Here is a 16,672-nt window from a genome sequence, read left to right on the forward strand (position 1 = left end):
TCATTGCCAGTTGTTAACCATTAAGATACATTTCGCGTTAATAGTCTTGTCCCAAGATAAACAATCCGATTCACCCTCAAGCTCATTACTATGACATCAGCAAAGGAAGCTAAATGATTAAAAATGAATTCAATCTGCCGAGCTCAATTGGCCTCAGCAAAATTATCCCCATTGTTATTCTATTAATCCTCTTTATTTCCTTATTTGGCAGTTGGTATACGGTTGACCAAGGTGAACGTGGCGTACTGCTGCGCAATGGTAAAGTTATCGGAACTGCAGAACCTGGACTTGGTTTTAAGATCCCACTGATAGACACTGTGGTGAAGATTTCTACCCAAACGCACACCACCAGTTATACCTCGCTGCAAGCCTATAGCCGCGATCAACAACCCGCGACACTTAACGCATCGGTGACTTTTAGCGTACCGCCAGACCGCGTCGAAGAAGTGTATGCTAACTTCAAAAGTATCGATGCCATGGTCACGCGTCTGCTCGACAGGCAAGTGCCAACTCAAGTCGAAAACATCTTCGGTAAATACACGGCGATTTCTGTGGTACAAGAGCGGATCAAATTCGGTATTGATGTGACCAGTGCGATCACTAACTCGATCAAAGGTCCGGTAGAAATCAACTCAGTGCAGATTGAGAATATCGACTTTTCCAACGCCTATGAAAAATCCGTCGAAGACAGAATGCGCGCCGAAGTCGAAGTGCAGACTCAACTGCAGAATCTAGAAAAAGAACGCGTCAGCGCGCAAATCGCCGTCACCCAAGCGCAAGCACAGGCCGACTCGCAATTAGCCCGCGCTAAGGCTGAAGCCGAAAGTATTCGTATCAAAGGTGATGCAGAAGCCTCTGCGATTAAGAGCCGCGCCGAAGCGCTGGCACAAAATCAAAACTTAGTTGAATTAACCAAAGCGGAAAAGTGGGACGGCAAACTACCGACGACTATGCTGCCGACAGGTACTCTGCCCTTTATCGATGTGAAAAAAGGCAACTAAGCTTAGGTTTAGCCCGACAATAAAAAATCCCAGTGTTAGCCCTAACACTGGGATTTTTCGTTATTCGCTCGATAATTACTGAGCGGAATATGAGCTGATTAAGAACAGCAATCGTTGCGGCGGATCCAGCTTCGAGGGATCTTTTCAAACACCACTTTTGCCATGAGTAACGCCAGCACTATGCCAGAGGTTGCCACTAGCCACTGAGGTAACATTTGGTGCTGCTCACCAATCTGTGGCATCACCACAAAGCCAAAGCTATCCACCAGATAATTGACCAATATGCCCGCGACTAAGGCCACGCCAATCACGCCGCCCAAGTATCCCCACAACGCACGTTTGCCTAACTCTTTAGCCACCACACCTAAGGTTGCGATATTAGTCGCAGGACCCGCCATCATAAATACTAAAACGGCCCCCGGTGACACACCCGCCAGCAATAATCCGGCAGCAATCGGTGTCGATGCCGTCGCGCAGATATACATAGGCACAGAGACCAACACCATCACTAACATGGCTAAGATACCGTCGCCCCATTGCGCCAAAAAGTCTGCAGGGACATAGGTTTGCACCAGTGCGGCGAAGAATAAGCCCACCAGCAGCCACAAGGTAGTGTCACGCACTAAATCCGTTGCCGCATATTTAAGACCAATACCGACGCGGCTTAAGACGGATTGCGACTTTAACTCAGTCGCCATATCTTGAGTCGAGGCGCAGCAGCTATCCGCTTCACCTTGGGTTTGAGAACCATGGCCGTGAGCACTGTGATCATGTGTTCCAGACTCGGCTTTATTTGAAGTACCGCAACAGGCACCTTTTTTCACCACAAGGATTTTCTCAGGGGTGACAGATTCAGCTGTTTTACTAGCGCAGCAGGAAGCTGTTTTCTCAGCTTTCATCACGCCGACGTTCGCAACACTGCCGCCATGAGCCGTCATGAAGCTAGACGTTGCAGCCATTGGCGTCATTTTGATCGCACTCTTAGGCTCAGTCTTCTGCTCACAATCAGTATGACTTTCAGTGCCGCAGCAGGATGCAGCCGCTTTAACAGGCGCTAAAGGCTGATCCTTAGTCGGTGAGCAACAGCTTTTAACCGGTTCAGCTTTAATAGCTTGGGACTGACTCGCCGATTTCGACGCACAGCAGGCCGCCACGGCTGCGTCGCTAGCTGACTTGAACTCTGATTTAACCGCAGGCTTGCCATCGTCGTCATCGCGGCCAACGAGTAAGCCAGCCACAATCGCACTGGTAATCGCTGCAATCGGTCTGACGATCGCCATAAAGGGGCCGAGTAACACGTAGGAAACGGCGATTGAATCGACGCCCGTTTCTGGCGTCGACACTAAAAAAGAGGTGGTTGCCGCTTTCGAGGCACCTGAACGGCGCAGCCCTACCGCCGCAGGAATCACGCCACAAGAACACAAAGGTAATGGTGCACCGAGCAGCGCCGCCTTCACCACAGTTTTAAAACCGTGACCGCCGAGCTGCTTTTGCATCCACACCATTGGTACGAATACTTTTAATAGCCCAGCCAGGATCAGGCCCAATAACAACCAAGGCGCCGAGTCTAAAAACAGATCAATAAAATTCTTCAGTAACATAATTAATTCCCTGACTCATCATGGATTGTTTTGCCGTGAGTATGCTGGTGCGACTCATTATGATGTGCTTTGTGCTGATTTCCATCATGAGAATGATGCTCAACGCGTACCCGCTCAGTACTGGATTCCAACGCCTCTAAAATCGAGCAATGTTCGGCGCTACGCGGCCCGCCACAACAGGCATCGGACAGACTCTGCAAACTGGTTTGAAAATGATTCAGCTCGGCGATTTTGGCCTGTACTTGGGCCAATTTAATATCGACCATACCCTTCACATCGGCGCAGACGCGATTAGATTTATCAAGCTCAATTGAAAGCAATTCACTGATTTCATTAAGGGTAAAACCCACGGCCTTCGCCCGTAAGATAAAACGCAGTCGCGCGGTATCGGCCTCGGTATACACTCGATAGCCAGACTCGGTACGGCTCGACGGCGCGAGCAGACCGTGCTTCTCGTAGAATCTCAACGTGTCGGCTTTCACCTCACACAAATCCGCCAGTTCACCAATACGATACATGTCTTCATCCTTTGCGAAATCGCGCCCAACTCAGGGGGAGTTTCCAGCATACAACTCAATAATGCGAGTATAAACCTTGGAGCCTACTCCAAGGTCAAGGGGTAATTCATACTTTACATAAAGTCGGCCGAGTCACGTCACTTTGTTCTGATATGAATATTGTGAAATCACGCAGAAAAAACACCCGTAAATGCAGTTTTACGTTAGAATACGCGCGCCGTGATGAAGGGATAAAAAGTTAGCTAATAAAGTAAAAATAGGACCAAGGGACTTTTGGAAAGCGGTGCAGCGCTAAGGCTGTTCTGTTTTCCGAAAGATCCTTGAAACTAAAATAACTGGACCCTGTACCCAAATGACTGCTGCAAATAATGCCAGACCCATTCGTCGCGCGCTGTTAAGCGTTTCAGATAAAACCGGAATTCTCGAGTTCGCCAAAGCACTTCACGCCCAAGGTGTGGAACTGTTATCAACTGGCGGCACCGCTCGCCTGTTAGCGGATAACGGCGTGCCTGTTATCGAAGTATCTGATTACACAGGACACCCTGAGATCATGGACGGTCGTGTTAAGACGCTGCACCCTAAAGTGCACGGCGGCATTTTGGCGCGCCGCGGTCTTGATGAAAGCGTTATAGCCGACAACAATATCAATGCCATCGATCTGGTTGCGGTTAACCTTTATCCTTTCGCTGAAACCGTAGCTAAAGCCGGTTGTACCTTAGAGGACGCTATCGAAAATATCGATATTGGCGGCCCAACTATGGTGCGCGCAGCGGCAAAAAACCACAAAGACGTCACCATAGTCGTTAATGCCGTCGATTACTCACGCGTACTGGCAGAAATGACGGCTAACAATGGCAGCACGACCCATGCGACGCGTTTCGACTTAGCGATTGCAGCCTTTGAGCACACTGCGGGTTACGATGGCATGATCGCCAACTACTTCGGCACTATGGTTCCTGCGCATAGCACGGACGAATGCTTTGCTGATTCTAAGTTCCCACGCACGTTCAATACCCAATTAGTGAAGAAGCAAGACTTACGCTATGGCGAAAACAGCCATCAAGCGGCGGCTTTCTATGTCGACACGAAAATTGATGAAGCCTCTGTGGCGACGGCAATTCAGTTGCAAGGCAAAGCGTTGTCTTACAACAACATTGCCGATACCGATGCCGCCCTTGAGTGCGTAAAAGAATTCAACGAACCCGCCTGCGTTATCGTTAAACACGCTAACCCATGTGGTGTGGCCTTAGGTAAAGACTTGCTCGATGCCTATAACCGCGCTTATCAAACTGACCCAACCTCAGCCTTCGGTGGCATTATCGCCTTCAACGGCGAGTTAGATGCTGCGACGGCGAGTGCTATCGTTGAGCGCCAATTCGTTGAAGTGATTATCGCCCCAAGCGTCAGCCAAGCGGCGCGCGATGTGGTTGCGAAAAAGACCAACGTGCGTTTATTGGAATGTGGTCAGTGGAACACTAAAACCCAAACCTTAGACTACAAACGCGTTAACGGCGGCTTGTTAGTACAAGATCGCGACCAAGGCATGGTCGGCTTAGAAGACATCAAAGTGGTTTCTAAACGTCAACCTACCGCAAGCGAACTGAAAGACTTAATGTTCTGCTGGAAAGTGGCGAAATTCGTTAAATCTAACGCCATCGTTTATGCCAAAGACGGCATGACTATCGGTGTCGGCGCAGGCCAAATGAGCCGCGTTTACAGCGCTAAAATTGCTGGCATCAAGGCCGCCGATGAAAGCTTAGAAGTAGTGAACTCTGTGATGGCATCCGATGCTTTCTTCCCCTTCCGTGACGGTATCGATGCCGCAGCGGCTGCGGGCATTAGCTGCATCATCCAACCGGGTGGCTCAATGCGCGATGCTGAAATCATCGCTGCAGCAGACGAGCACGGCATGGCCATGGTGATGACGGGCATGCGCCACTTCCGTCACTAATCGCCACTAAGCAGCCAGCACTCAATCAGTACTGGCTGCTTTTTTGTTTTACCACTCTTTGTTTTACCGCACTCTGGTTTCGACCACAGTGTGCCTACACAGAACATAAAACTCTAAGGGATGACTTAACATGAAAGTATTAGTTATTGGTGGCGGCGGTCGCGAACATGCCCTAGCGTGGAAAGCTGCACAATCGGCTCAAGTTGAAACAGTCTATGTTGCGCCAGGCAATGCGGGCACAGCCCTAGAACCTAATGTTGAAAATCTGGCGATCAGCGCCACCGACATTCCTGCTTTGCTCGATTTTGCAGAAACCAACAAAATTGAACTGACTATAGTCGGCCCAGAAGCCCCATTAGTGATGGGCGTGGTTGATGCATTCAACGCCGCAGGTTTACCGATTTTTGGCCCAACGAAGGCGGCAGCTCAGCTCGAAGGTTCAAAAGCCTTCACTAAGGACTTTTTAGCCCGTCACAATATTCCAACTGCGGGTTACAAAAACTGCACTGAAATCAGCGACGCTAAAGCCTTCGTGCGTGAATTAACGGCCACAACAGGTTACCCAGTGGTCATCAAAGCCGACGGTTTAGCCGCAGGTAAAGGCGTGATTATCGCCCAAGACCAAGCTGAAGCCGATGCTGCGATTGATGACATGCTCGCTGGTAACAAGTTTGGCGATGCGGGTTCACGCGTGGTCATTGAAGAATTCCTGAAAGGCGAAGAAGCCAGCTTCATCGTAATGGTCGATGGCAAAAATATTCTGCCAATGGCGACCAGCCAAGATCATAAAGCTCGTGATAACGGCGACTATGGTCCAAACACGGGCGGCATGGGCGCTTACTCGCCAGCACCTGTGGTGACTCAAGCGGTACACGATTGGACTGTGGCAAACGTGATTCGCCCAACGGTTGATGGCATGGCGGCAGAAGGCAATATCTACACAGGCTTTTTGTATGCTGGCTTGATGATATCACCCGATGGCAGTGCCAAAGTGCTCGAGTACAACTGCCGCTTCGGCGATCCAGAAACTCAACCAATCATGATGCGGTTAAAGTCTGACTTAGTGGAACTGTGTTTAGCCGCCACCCGTGGCGAGTTAGATAAAGTGACAGCAGAATACGACGAGCGCGCAGCCGTGGGCGTGGTATTAGCCGCTGGCGGTTACCCAGATGAGTATCGCAAGTTTGATGTGATTGACGGTCTAAGCCTTGGCGATAACAATGGCAAAGTGTTCCATGCTGGCACTGAGATGAAAGACGGCCATGTAGTCACAAACGGCGGTCGCGTACTCTGCGCCACTGCACTGGGTAACACAGTGACCGAAGCGCAAAAAGCCGCCTATAAATTGGTTGATGAAATCCACTGGGATGATGTGTATTTCCGTACCGATATTGGCTACCGCGCAATTGCACGTGAACAGCAAGACTAATTGCTAGGCGCGTTAAAAAACCGGCCAGATGCCGGTTTTTTTGTGCCTGAATTTTGACGAGCGTCAAATATAACATCATGATTTTCAATAAAATTATATAATTAATTCTATTGAAAATTGGAGCAACGAGATACAATGTCAACCAAATGTTAAATACCTAAATATAAAGGACTCCCAATGAGGATTAGACTGCTGTGCGCCTCCATCGCCATACTGCTTAGCGGATGCGGTGGCGGCTCAGAAGATGCTGGCACGACCACACCACCGACTCAGCCGCCAGTCCAACCTCCCGCGCCGGTGCAATACATTGCTAGTAGTGTGTCAGTAAATGGCGGAGCCTTAGATCCAAGTAGTCAAAAAGTGGAGTCGGGTAAAAGCGCTATTTTTAGCGTTACTGCCGATACTGGCTTTACGCTTGAGGCCATTACAGGCTGTGGTGGCAAGCTCAATGCGCTAACTTACACCACTGCGGCCATGACGGCAGATTGCACTATCACACCGACATTCATTACTAACGCCGAAAATGCCATTAAGCACCAAGACCACAGGCTTGCCAGTGCGAGTGAGTTAATTGATTTCAGCATCGCCGAACTCACTAATATTGACATCGAACGTAAAGCCCAGATAAATCAGCTATATCAAGGTGTCGGTAGCAGCATCTCTTGGCATCCGACCCACGACTCAATTACCTTTTCGAGCTTTATGCCGGAGAACACTTTTACTGTCTTGCCATCGAATGTCGATGGCAGTGGTGCAAGCGCGGTTCGCGGCTTAGTCATGGCGGGCGAGCAACAAGGGCAAAGATATGCGGCCATGGGAGGAAATCTCTTTTCCGTCAACACCTCAGCTCAAACCGATACTTTGCTGAAAAATCTTTTAGGCTGGCTGACCAAAGGCGCCGATAAAACCGACGACCTCAACATAGTCACCACCCAAATGCCGAGCAAAGCCGACAGTTGGTATTTTCCCCATAACGAAGGTATTCGTACTTGGCTTGCAAACAACTACCCCGCTGCCCATAACATTAATGCGGCAAACACTTGTGACTACAGCGAGCTAAGCAACTGTATCGATACACTTAAGCCCGATGTGATAGTGATAAGTGACATAGACCGTCAGTCCTTAGGTTTTGCAGGCATTAAAGCTGCTATCGCTAAGGCAAAAGCAGCGGGTATTCCCTTGTTGCTCTCAAACTACTGGCGCAATCAAAGCCCAATGCTATCGCCGCTTTACCTTGAAATGGGGCTTTCAACCTCAGGTAATTACTGGTCAAAGCTCAATGCCAACGACCTCAATGTGACTGATATTTTGGCCGAAGATACAGCTCTGACCAAGGTAAATAAACTACTCGGCAAGCTCAATGAAGCAAGCTTCGATACCTCAGTGCTTAACGACTGCACAGGCAATTATCTCAGCTGTAATGCTGCCGCCTTTGTTGAGTCATTCAAGGCAGGGGCCGATTGGTATAGAGCCAATGCCGAAACCCTAGATAACAACGCAATTGATGCGTTTACCAAGGCAGACTTCTCCTTGATGAAGGCTGGACTGTTACTCGCCGATAAATATCGCAGCGAGATTGACTACCCCATAGCCTACAGCGAGTTCGCTCAATGGCAGCGGGCACTATTTGCCGATTGGACCGTAAGCTATGCTCGCGCCCATAACTTAGCCCAGCCTGATTTGGGTGAATATGTCACCGACAGAGCCAACCTTAGCAAGGGCAGTAATGCACACTACGTTTACCCTGCAACGGTTTCAGAGCGTAAAATCATTAGCGTGCCCTATGCGGGCCAATGGACGACCACGGGCTGGTATGCACTGCCAGGTCAAACCATCAAACTCACTCGTCTCGATAGCAGCGCTGCGAATGTGGAGATCAAACTCAACTACCATAGACGCAATACTAACCGTGCCTATGAGCAGAAAATCTACCGCGGCCCCTTGGAACTGGCCCAGCAACGCCTGCGCTTAGCACAAGGGAAAAGTATTGAGTTTTCCTCTCCCTACGGCGGACCTATTTATCTATACATCAATGGTGATGCTTCGAGTGTTGATGGCGCGTTAAGTGTTGATGTCAACGCTGAGCATGTCGCTAAACATCCGACCATTATGGATTTCTCCAATCCGGTTGAAATCGCAGCCTTTAACGATCGCATTCAAAATACTGAATTACCCCATGTGGACTTGCGCACCGATGGCGCTGAGCAGCATCTGCGTCGCGACCGCTTTTTAAACGCCATCGGCGGCAATGTGCCCGATGTCAACGCGCTACTCAACAGCATTGTCGATGACCATATCAACAGCGTTTACACCTTAGCTGGCCTTAAAATTCAAGGTAAGAGTTTAAGTGAATCCTTACCCGCCGATGTACTGGCGGCCTGCAAAGGACTGTTTGGCGACGACTGTATCGACAATAGTCTGCATACCCGCACTATTATTCAACACGCTAATTATGACCAAAATGCCCAGTGCGGCGCCGGTTGTAGCGGTAATCCTTGGGATGCGGCATGGAATATCGATCCAACGGGTTGGGGTGATAACCATGAGTTAGGCCATAATCTGCAAACGAACCGCCTCAATGTGCAATATGCCGCGGCAAACAATAGTGACAACTGGGCAGGTTATAGTAGTCGCGCGGGGGAAAACTCCAACAATATCTTCCCTTATGTAGTGAAGTGGAAAACCCATTATCTGCGCGATAATAATACCGATACGGTTACTGATGGTCACATGAACCATAAAGATCTCTTCTATGTGTTTATGTCCGATGCTGCGGGCACAACAGATACCAGCGGTAAGCGCGTGGTGGTTGGCGCTAACTGTAAAGTGCTCGATGCAGGTGAAGACAGATACACAGCGCCTTGGGCCAGCAATACTTATGCTGTGCATAACGGTTATCGCATGGCGTTTTACATCCAAATGGCGCTTAAGGCTCACGGCATGACGCTGAGCGATGGCACCATGCTGAACAATGGCTTTAATCTCTTTACCTTGCTGTATCAACACAGTCGTATTTTCGGCAAATATGCCAATAACGCCAGTGATTGGGAAGCGAACCGCAGCAAACTGGGCTTTAGCCAATTTCCGTTTGACGGCAATAGTGTCTACGGCGGAAAAACCGTGAAAGATATCCCCGGCAACGACTTTATGCTGGTGTCTTTGAGTCAGCTCACAGGCAAAGATTGGCGTAGCCACTTTGATATGTTGGGTCTGCGCTACTCAAGCCTTGCAGCCGCGCAAACGGTCGCTAATGCGACCTCGGGTACTATGCCCATGGGCATGTATGAGCTAGAAACCGACTTGCCGCCAGCGAACATGAGCCAAGGTTTAACCTTTGTGTCACTGTCACTCACTGATGGCACTACACAGTGGAAAGGCGTGGGTTCGCCAACCCAGTGCACTAAGCCTTAATCGCGCTAAGATACTAACGCAACTGATAAACCTCGCTCTGGCGGGGTTTATTTTTACCTGAAAAATGTGACCTAAAGCACATACCTAGGCTCAGATGACGTGCACCATTTAACTTCTTATATTTTTAACAATCATGAAATTAATGAGGTAAATATATGGGTTATTCGATAAAAGATCTTATTTATCAAGGCGAAAAATCAGGTGTGCATAACTGGGGCACGCTAGAAGGAAAGAGTTTTTACTGGCATCCAGATTGGTTCCATATTGCAGAGGATATGACAGGTCATATGGCCACTGCAACTATCGACAAACAAGGGGAAAAAGCAACGCAAAGCGAGGCTGAACAGTCAATCATTAAGCATCTCAATAAGAGTGGTAAATAGCTTGTAGTGGCAAAGATTTTAATGCCCGGAGGCGATCGCCCTGCGGGCAATTTTGTCGATTAAACCTGGCGCGATCAGCTTAAGCCAACGCCCCAAACGACCGCGAAGTGAAGTGATAAGTTGTCGGCCTCGAGTCGCAATCACAGGTAACATCATATTGGCGCATTGCTCGGCCGTCAGTATCTTAGCTTCTTGCATCGGTGACTTGCCTAAAGGATTACCCGCACCATCAAGGGCGCGTTTGTGAATTTGTGACACCACAAAATCAGGGCAAATTACCGTCACCGCCACATTATCGTCCGCGAGCTCAATCCGCAGTGAATCGAAAAAGCCAATCACAGCATGTTTAGATGCAGCATAACCGCTACGAGTGGGTACGCCCGTTAATCCAGCGACTGACGCCACAACAACCACTTGGCCCTTACTGGCTTTTAAATGGGGTAAAGCGGCATGGGTCAAATACGCAGGTCCAAGATAATTCACCCGCATAATGTCTTCGAGTACAGACAGTTGAGTAAGCTCATCGAAACGTGACCACATGGTCATGCCGGCATTATTAATTAAAATATCGAGATGTCCGTAATGCGCGACCGTGGCTTCAATTAAGGCTTCGCACTGTTCAGCACGAGAAACATCGGCAGCAAATACAAAGGGAGGTAAACCATAATTAGCGATTTCTAAGGCGAGTGAAGCGAGACGTGTTTCATTGCGTGCACTGATCACGAGCTGGCAGCCCATTCGCGCCATTGCCACAGCGAGTGCTCGACCAATACCTTCTGAAGCACCCGTGATGATCACGACCTTACCAGTGAGTCCATCCATAGTCATTCCTTTGTTATCGCTATGTTAATTACGCCTTTGGCTAAATTGGCATAATCACGCTAAAAGCGCAATCCTTCACGCGCGTTGTGCAAGCCTCATCTCATATTGTTCACGATAATTAGCTAAGGGTTGTGGACGTCCTATTGCATAACCTTGCGCGTAGTTAATGCCGATGCTCAATAATCTGTCGATAATATCTTGATTTTCAACAAACTCGGCTACGGTTTCAATCCCCATGACGCGACAAACATCCTGAATCGATTTAACGATAGCGTAATCTTTGGCGTTCACGGCAAGATTCTTGATAAAACAACCATCGATTTTGACATAATCGACAGGTAATTCACGCAAATAGCCGTAAGAGGCGAAACCACTGCCAAAATCATCCAAGGCAAACGAGAAGCCAAGCTTACGTAACTGCTTCAACATTTCCATACCACGATTGCGATTTTGGATCGCGGTGGTTTCAGTAATTTCAAAGCAAATACATTGACTTGGAATATCAAAAATATGCTGCTGCTGGGCGATATATTCCACCATACCTTCGGCGCCTAAACTATTGCCAGAAAGGTTGATCGAAATACAGTGATCAGGCCAAAGTACCGGATGCAAAGACAACCATAAAAAGGCTTTGCGGATCACTTCTTTATCAATATCGGGCATCAGCTTAAAACGTTCAGCCGCGGCAATAAACTGCGCAGGTGCCAAAATACGGCCACAGGGTTCTTGAATTCGCAGCAGGATTTCCATGCGTTGTCGCTGCGGACCACTGCCTAACCCACGGATCGGTTGGTAATACAGAATTAGCTCGTTTTCTTCAATCGCCTGCGCAATACGTACCGCCCACTTAGGCGCATTTCTCTGGTAAGTGAGCTCTTTATCTTTATCATCGTAAAAATGAATTTGATTGGCGCCCTTAGCTTTAGCGGCAATGCAGGCAATATCCGCGTCTTTCAATAATTCTTGTGCATCAATATAGGGCGTACGACCAAAGGCGACACCTATGCTGAGGCCGACTTTATAGTTACAGTTTCTGTCATTCAGCACTTGCAGCGAGACTTGTGCGATCATTTGCTTCAGTAATTGCGCCACAGATAAAGCACTGCGATTACAAAGCACTAAACCGAACTCATCGCCACCAAGGCGCGCCAATAGCCCCTGTGGCCCAAGACAAGCCTGCATAGCCTTAGCCACCATAGCGAGCATACGATCGCCTGCAGTATGGCCACAGCTGTCGTTAATCAACTTGAATTGCTCCAAATCGAGATAACAAACGGCGATGGTTTTAGCTGAGGCGGCAAATTGAGGAAGCTGTTCATCAAACGCCTGACGATTTAGCAGCCCAGTAATGCTGTCGAAATTGGCTCTTTTTTGGAGTTGGCGCTTAAGTAACTCTTCTTGAGTGATATCCCGCAATACCACGACAGTACCAACAATTTCTTTATCGTGATTGCGCAGATTGCTGATACTGCGCTCCATAATCCGAGGCGAAGCAGTTAATAGCTTGATTTTCTCGACCTGCGGCGCTGATTCTTCGAGACGAATGCAGGTAAAAACCGCCTGGTTCAACTGCTCCCCAGCCTTTAACAGACTCGCAAGGCTCTGACCTATGGCATAGCAACTAGCAACATCGAGAAGCAACTCGGCCCGCGGATTCATATAAATCACTTTGGCATCGACATCGGTCAAAATCACCGCTTCTGCAATGGATTCTAAGGTGATTTTCGCCCGTTCTTTCTGCTGATAAATTCTGGCCAGCAGGCTATTAACGCGGCTGGCAAGCACTTCTAATTCTTCATTGCCCTCACAGGTAACAGGTTGATAGACACTGGACATAGGATCGACCAACGCCAATTGCTGCATCAAGTTTTTAAAGGGTTTGAGTAAACCAGAGCGCAACCAAATATAGCCAAGGCCAACAATAAACACGCCAAAAAGAATAAAACCGAGCGATACCCAATCAAGCTTAAATTTAACCTCTTGGAAGGGCCCCTCGGAGAACTGCACTTGCAGGTAAACAGGTTTGTCTTTTAACAGGCTGGGAATTTCAATGATGTCACTATGAGTGCCCTCAACACTTGCCGTGACAACGTTAGAGTGACTCATAGTCACTTTAGTCACTTTAGTCACCAATAAGGCCTGCGCATATTCCAGCAAATCGTTATTGGTCAACTGGCGCACTAGCAGTACAGACTCATTAGGCGCAGAAGCTACGGCGGTGATGACATAAGTCTGCTCGCCAATCAAATAAGCGCCTGCCACACTGGGTTTATTAGCATTGATGATGGCGCTGGCGATTTCCTGCAGCTTATCAGAGGCAAAAGGATGTGCATTGGGGAAAAAAGTGTGCAGCTCGCCTTGGCGTAAAATATACCAACTGAGGTTGGCCGACATAGAACTGTCGTGCCACGAGGATTCTAGTTTCTTAAGTTGCTCTTCGTCTAACTGCGACAAAGGTAAAGCGTAGATATTCGTGAGAAAGGTTAAGCGATCGACATCAATTTGAAACTGCTGTTGGATATTAGCAAGCTCACGGTTAGCACTGTCTTGGCGCAATAGCTCGACGCGATGGTCGTACCAACACCCAAGACAATAGGAGACAATTACCACCGCAGGGAGACAAAAGCCTGCAATAAATACCAATATTTTCTTGCCAATGTGCATCTCTTACCACGGCTTGTTATGACTAAATTGATTGACGGCCTTGCATAATCCTTCACTGCGCCATGCAACATATCTCATTTGCGAATAGTATTAAACATCGCTTAGCTTTAGTCGTTGCTAAAGTAGACATTTTCATGCAATCAAATCAATTTTATACCTTTGATTTAAAAATAAAATTTATAAAATAAACGATTATGAATTTTACTTTTTATCAAGAAAATTCACACATAATCAGAATGTGAATATAGGGTGCTTAAGTCGTTATCTAAATGTAAGACACATTAAGCTCGCAGACGATAGAAATCACCACATACGCTCATCCATAAAGATACCTTCGCCAGAAGCTCCAACGCTATCAAACCCAAATGTCAGAAATAAAACAGGCCCGCAAGCGGGCCTGTATCGCAAACCAAAAATTACTTATGGTATTGCTTTGATTGCGCATGAACCGCCTTGATAAAGGCGCCGGCATGCTCTGGATCGACATGCTGATGGATGCCATGACCTAAGTTAAAGACATGGCCAGTACCCTCACCATAACCCGCTAGGATATGGCCCACTTCTTCTTCAATACGTGGAATAGGTGCATATAACATTGAAGGGTCCATGTTGCCTTGCAATGCAACTTTATGGCCTACACGGCGACGGGCATCGGCAATGTCTACCGTCCAATCCAAACCTAACGCATCACAGCCAGTTTCTGCCATCGCTTCTAACCACAAACCACCACCTTTAGTGAACAGCGTCACTGGCACTTTGCGGCCATCGGCAAAACGTGTCAGACCATCGACAATCTTCTGCATATAACGCAAAGAAAACTCACGGTAAGCAGAGTGTGATAACGCGCCGCCCCATGAGTCAAAAATCATTAGTGATTGTGCACCATTAGCCACTTGAGCATTCAGGTATAAGATCACTGAATCGGCTAATTTATCTAACAGCATGTGTAATGCCATTGGCTCAGCGTAAGCCATCTTCTTAATTTTTTCGAAAGTTTTGCTCGAGCCGCCTTCAACCATATAAGTCGCTAGGGTCCAAGGTGAACCAGAAAAGCCAATTAACGGCACTGCGCCATTCAGTTCACGGCGAATAGTGCTAACGGCTTTCATCACATAACCCAGCTCATCTTCTGGATCTGGAATTGAAAGCTTTTTGATCGCATCGATAGTGTCTGTAGGGCGTTCGAAACGTGGGCCTTCACCCGCCTCAAAATACAAACCTAACCCCATTGCATCGGGCACTGTTAAAATATCGGAAAACAAAATCGCCGCATCGAGATCATAACGACGTAAAGGTTGCAGCGTGACTTCACAGGCAAGCTCATGATTTTTACACAAAGACATGAAGTCACCCGCTTGAGCGCGAGTAGCTTTATATTCAGGAAGATAACGGCCAGCTTGACGCATCATCCACACAGGGGTCACATCGACAGGCTCTTTTAGTAGGGCACGTAAATAACGATCATTCTTTAATTCTGCCATTGGGCTTGGTTCCTAGTCTTATTGAGATCCGCTGGGTCGGTAGTTTAGCATTTACGCGAATAATGTAACCTTTATGTGCAAATATATGTGAGCTATTCCCCATCGTCGGCGTCGATTTGACCATATAAATTGGAAATTGTTATCCAGATAACATACTGCTGATTTATTCGTAACGAAGTCACACTCAGACAGAAAAAAGTTGCGCCGATTCCCAGCCTTTGGTATAAAAAGTCTGCGCTAGCAAGAACAATCAAGAAGCTCGTCGCATCGAGCCTGCTATAAACTTTACTCGCCCAACGATAGGTTTCTATCGTTGGGCTTTTTATTTGCATTTTTCGATACGAAACAGCTGGTTTGTCCATTTCGTCATTCTCGCAAATTCGCAAATTCGCATGAAAAGAGTTGATCGATTAGCAACTTGTCCCTACATTAGAGTTATGTGCTGGCACTTAAATGGAATGCATCATGCTGAGAGAACTTGAAAAAGCGGAACAGAAGTGGGGCGGCTCAAATAAGCTTATTGATCAATGGCTAAAAAATCGTCGCAAACTGTTAGTGCATTACTGCCAAATTGCTGGGCTTCCTCCTTACAGTAAATCAGAAAAATCACTTCCCTCGTTCGAACATGTTAAATCTTTCTGTGACTTATTAGTGGACTATGTCTCTGAAGGCCATTTCGAAGTCTACGATAGAGTCGTTAATGCCTGTAGTGAATATGGTGAATCAAGCAAAACACTCGCGCAACAAGTATTGCCAAAAATAACGCCAACCACGAATGCGGCATTAGACTTCAACGATAAATATGCGGAAACTCAAGACGATCTCGTATTGTATCAACTCGATAAAGATTTATCTGAACTTGCCCATAACATGGAAACTCGCTTCGAACTCGAAGATGAACTACTCGAAGTACTCCACCGTAAGCATTCAGAACACACCCAGTAAGCCTCAATCAATTTAAGCGCACTTTGTTGTGTTCGGTGCGCTTATCTTGACCAATCCAACGACTACCGAAATATATAGGCTCACTAACAAGTAATGGCTCATTAGAAACGTCGGTTAAAACCTATCTCTAGAAACTGCAACTAAATATGAAATGCTCTTTACGCACCTCACCCATCAAAGAGATACACTTTAACGCCTCAGTTAACTGTTAACTAACCTAGCCAGTGAACGCCAAGAGCAGTCTGTAATAACTTTATGAGCGGCACACACGGATTCGCGCAAACGTATGCGCATTTCTCTGATTTAACTATGGCAGCGATGTTGTGGGATTATGCATGTTCTTCATGATTATAACGTGATAATCAATTAGACATATAATTAATGTAAATGGTATTAGGCTGATTTCACAAATTTCAGATGCAAAAAAGCCAGCTTATTCAGCTGGCTTCGTTACATCTCAATGAGA

Annotated in this window: 11 protein-coding genes; 6 read left to right on the plus strand and 5 right to left on the minus strand. The window is 47.5% G+C overall.

Annotation, left to right across the window (positions count from 1 at the left end):
- Positions 1 to 113: 113 nt before the first annotated feature.
- A complete protein-coding gene (locus Q4Q49_RS15850; RefSeq protein ID WP_063884205.1) occupies positions 114 to 1,001 on the plus strand; it encodes a prohibitin family protein in 888 nt (295 codons plus the stop codon).
- Positions 1,002 to 1,099: 98 nt separating this feature from the next.
- On the opposite strand, the gene Q4Q49_RS15855 is transcribed toward Q4Q49_RS15850, so the two are convergent.
- Both Q4Q49_RS15855 and zntR read right to left on the minus strand, forming a co-directional pair.
- A complete protein-coding gene (locus tag Q4Q49_RS15855) occupies positions 1,100 to 2,602 on the minus strand; it encodes a permease (RefSeq protein WP_311999808.1) in 1,503 nt (500 codons plus the stop codon).
- A 2-nt stretch (positions 2,603 to 2,604) separates the two neighbouring features.
- Positions 2,605 to 3,120 (minus strand): Zn(2+)-responsive transcriptional regulator, encoded by a 516-nt coding sequence (gene zntR, locus Q4Q49_RS15860; RefSeq protein WP_311999810.1) that lies wholly within the window; start codon positions 3,118 to 3,120, stop codon positions 2,605 to 2,607.
- A 352-nt stretch (positions 3,121 to 3,472) separates the two neighbouring features.
- Between zntR and purH the strand changes: the two genes are divergently transcribed.
- From purH to Q4Q49_RS15880, 4 genes are all read left to right on the plus strand, one after another.
- Complete coding sequence (purH, locus tag Q4Q49_RS15865) at positions 3,473 to 5,071, plus strand: bifunctional phosphoribosylaminoimidazolecarboxamide formyltransferase/IMP cyclohydrolase (protein WP_311999811.1); 1,599 nt, start codon at positions 3,473 to 3,475, stop codon at positions 5,069 to 5,071.
- Positions 5,072 to 5,201: 130 nt separating this feature from the next.
- Positions 5,202 to 6,500, plus strand: coding sequence for a phosphoribosylamine--glycine ligase (gene purD, locus Q4Q49_RS15870; protein ID WP_311999812.1), 1,299 nt, complete (start codon positions 5,202 to 5,204; stop codon positions 6,498 to 6,500).
- A 177-nt stretch (positions 6,501 to 6,677) separates the two neighbouring features.
- Positions 6,678 to 9,911: an ImpA family metalloprotease gene (locus tag Q4Q49_RS15875; RefSeq protein ID WP_311999813.1), complete on the plus strand. Its 3,234-nt coding sequence runs from the start codon at positions 6,678 to 6,680 to the stop codon at positions 9,909 to 9,911.
- 155 nt (positions 9,912 to 10,066) lie between these two features.
- Complete coding sequence (locus Q4Q49_RS15880; protein ID WP_006079908.1) at positions 10,067 to 10,294, plus strand: hypothetical protein; 228 nt, start codon at positions 10,067 to 10,069, stop codon at positions 10,292 to 10,294.
- A gap of 18 nt (positions 10,295 to 10,312) precedes the next feature.
- On the opposite strand, the gene Q4Q49_RS15885 is transcribed toward Q4Q49_RS15880, so the two are convergent.
- The 3 genes from Q4Q49_RS15885 to hemE all read right to left on the minus strand — a co-directional run bounded on the left by Q4Q49_RS15885 (position 10,313) and on the right by hemE (position 15,261).
- On the minus strand, positions 10,313 to 11,116 hold the full coding sequence (locus Q4Q49_RS15885) for an SDR family oxidoreductase (protein WP_006079907.1): 804 nt from the start codon (positions 11,114 to 11,116) through the stop codon (positions 10,313 to 10,315).
- A 75-nt stretch (positions 11,117 to 11,191) separates the two neighbouring features.
- Positions 11,192 to 13,780: an EAL domain-containing protein gene (locus tag Q4Q49_RS15890; protein ID WP_311999814.1), complete on the minus strand. Its 2,589-nt coding sequence runs from the start codon at positions 13,778 to 13,780 to the stop codon at positions 11,192 to 11,194.
- Between the two features lie 416 nt (positions 13,781 to 14,196).
- Positions 14,197 to 15,261 carry a uroporphyrinogen decarboxylase gene (gene hemE / locus Q4Q49_RS15895; RefSeq protein WP_063884476.1) on the minus strand — a complete coding sequence of 355 codons (1,065 nt, stop codon included), beginning with the start codon at positions 15,259 to 15,261 and terminating at the stop codon, positions 14,197 to 14,199.
- A gap of 465 nt (positions 15,262 to 15,726) precedes the next feature.
- On the opposite strand from hemE, the gene rsd reads away from it, so the two are divergent.
- The gene (rsd, locus tag Q4Q49_RS15900) at positions 15,727 to 16,206 is read left to right on the plus strand and encodes a sigma D regulator (RefSeq protein WP_106648308.1); all 480 of its coding nucleotides are present in this window, start codon (positions 15,727 to 15,729) and stop codon (positions 16,204 to 16,206) included.
- Positions 16,207 to 16,672 lie beyond the last annotated feature (466 nt).

Source organism: Shewanella sp. SP1S1-7 (assembly GCF_031932105.1).
Classification (GTDB): Bacteria; Pseudomonadota; Gammaproteobacteria; order Enterobacterales; family Shewanellaceae; genus Shewanella; species Shewanella baltica.